The organism is Oleiphilus sp. HI0043 (assembly GCF_001634935.1).
In genome coordinates, this window is record NZ_LWEY01000769.1 from 1 (window position 1) to 984 (window position 984).

General features: G+C 44.5%; 1 protein-coding gene. It reads right to left on the bottom strand.

The window, feature by feature from the left end; genetic code table 11:
* Positions 1 to 880: glutamate--tRNA ligase (gltX, locus tag A3729_RS08750; RefSeq protein ID WP_068633676.1), on the bottom strand; the 880-nt coding region annotated here is incomplete at its 3' end.
* Positions 881 to 984 lie beyond the last annotated feature (104 nt).

A 984-nucleotide genomic window follows, 5' to 3' on the forward strand; every position in this document is an offset into this window, starting at 1 on the left:
GTGTAAATTTCTCACGCTCATCAGGCATAGACCAACCCATTCGCCCCAAATAGTTAATGACTGACTCGGGTAAAAAACCAGCACGCTCATAATAATTAATACTGGTTGGGTTCTTACGCTTGCTTAGCTTGCTCTTATCCGGGTTTCGTAATAATGGCATGTGACATAGCACAGGCATCTCCCAGCCAAAATACTTATACAACAACTGGTGCTTAGGTGCCGAGTTAATCCACTCTTCACCACGGATAACATGCGTGATCGCCATCAAATGGTCATCAACTACATTCGCCAGGTGATAAGTAGGCATACCGTCTGACTTAAGCAGAATTTGAGAATCGACCTGAGACCAGTCAATCTCTATCTTGCCACGTAACATATCGTCAATTTCGCAAACACCTTCGTCCGGAACTTTCATACGAATAACATGCGCATCGCCACGAGCTAAACGTTCTTTGACTTCGTCACTAGATAACTCAAGGTCACCTTTAATCCCAGGGTTTAAACCCGCCGCTTTTCGCTCTTCACGAATCGCATCAAGCTCTTCTGGTGTACGAAAACAATAAAAGGCATTACCCTGTTCGACCAACTGCTCGGCATAGGCACGATAGTCGTCTTTTCGCTCACTCTGGCGATAAGGCCCATAATCACCACCTACATCTGGACCTTCGTCCCAATCAAGCCCTAACCACTTCATTGAAGATAAAATATCACGTTCCGATTCTGGCGTGCTTCTCGCTTGGTCAGTATCTTCAATTCGAAGGATAAACTTACCTCCGTGTTGCTTGGCGAAACACATATTAAACAATGCAATATATGCTGTACCAACATGAGGGTCACCCGTTGGGGATGGTGCGATTCGTGTTCTTACCATTTGTGTCATTAACGTTATGCCTATCTGATTTTTTACTGTGTCAACGCTGGTATCGAGCGCTTAAATATTATCTGTATACCTTACTAGCCGTAACCACCAACAAAGGGGTTGTT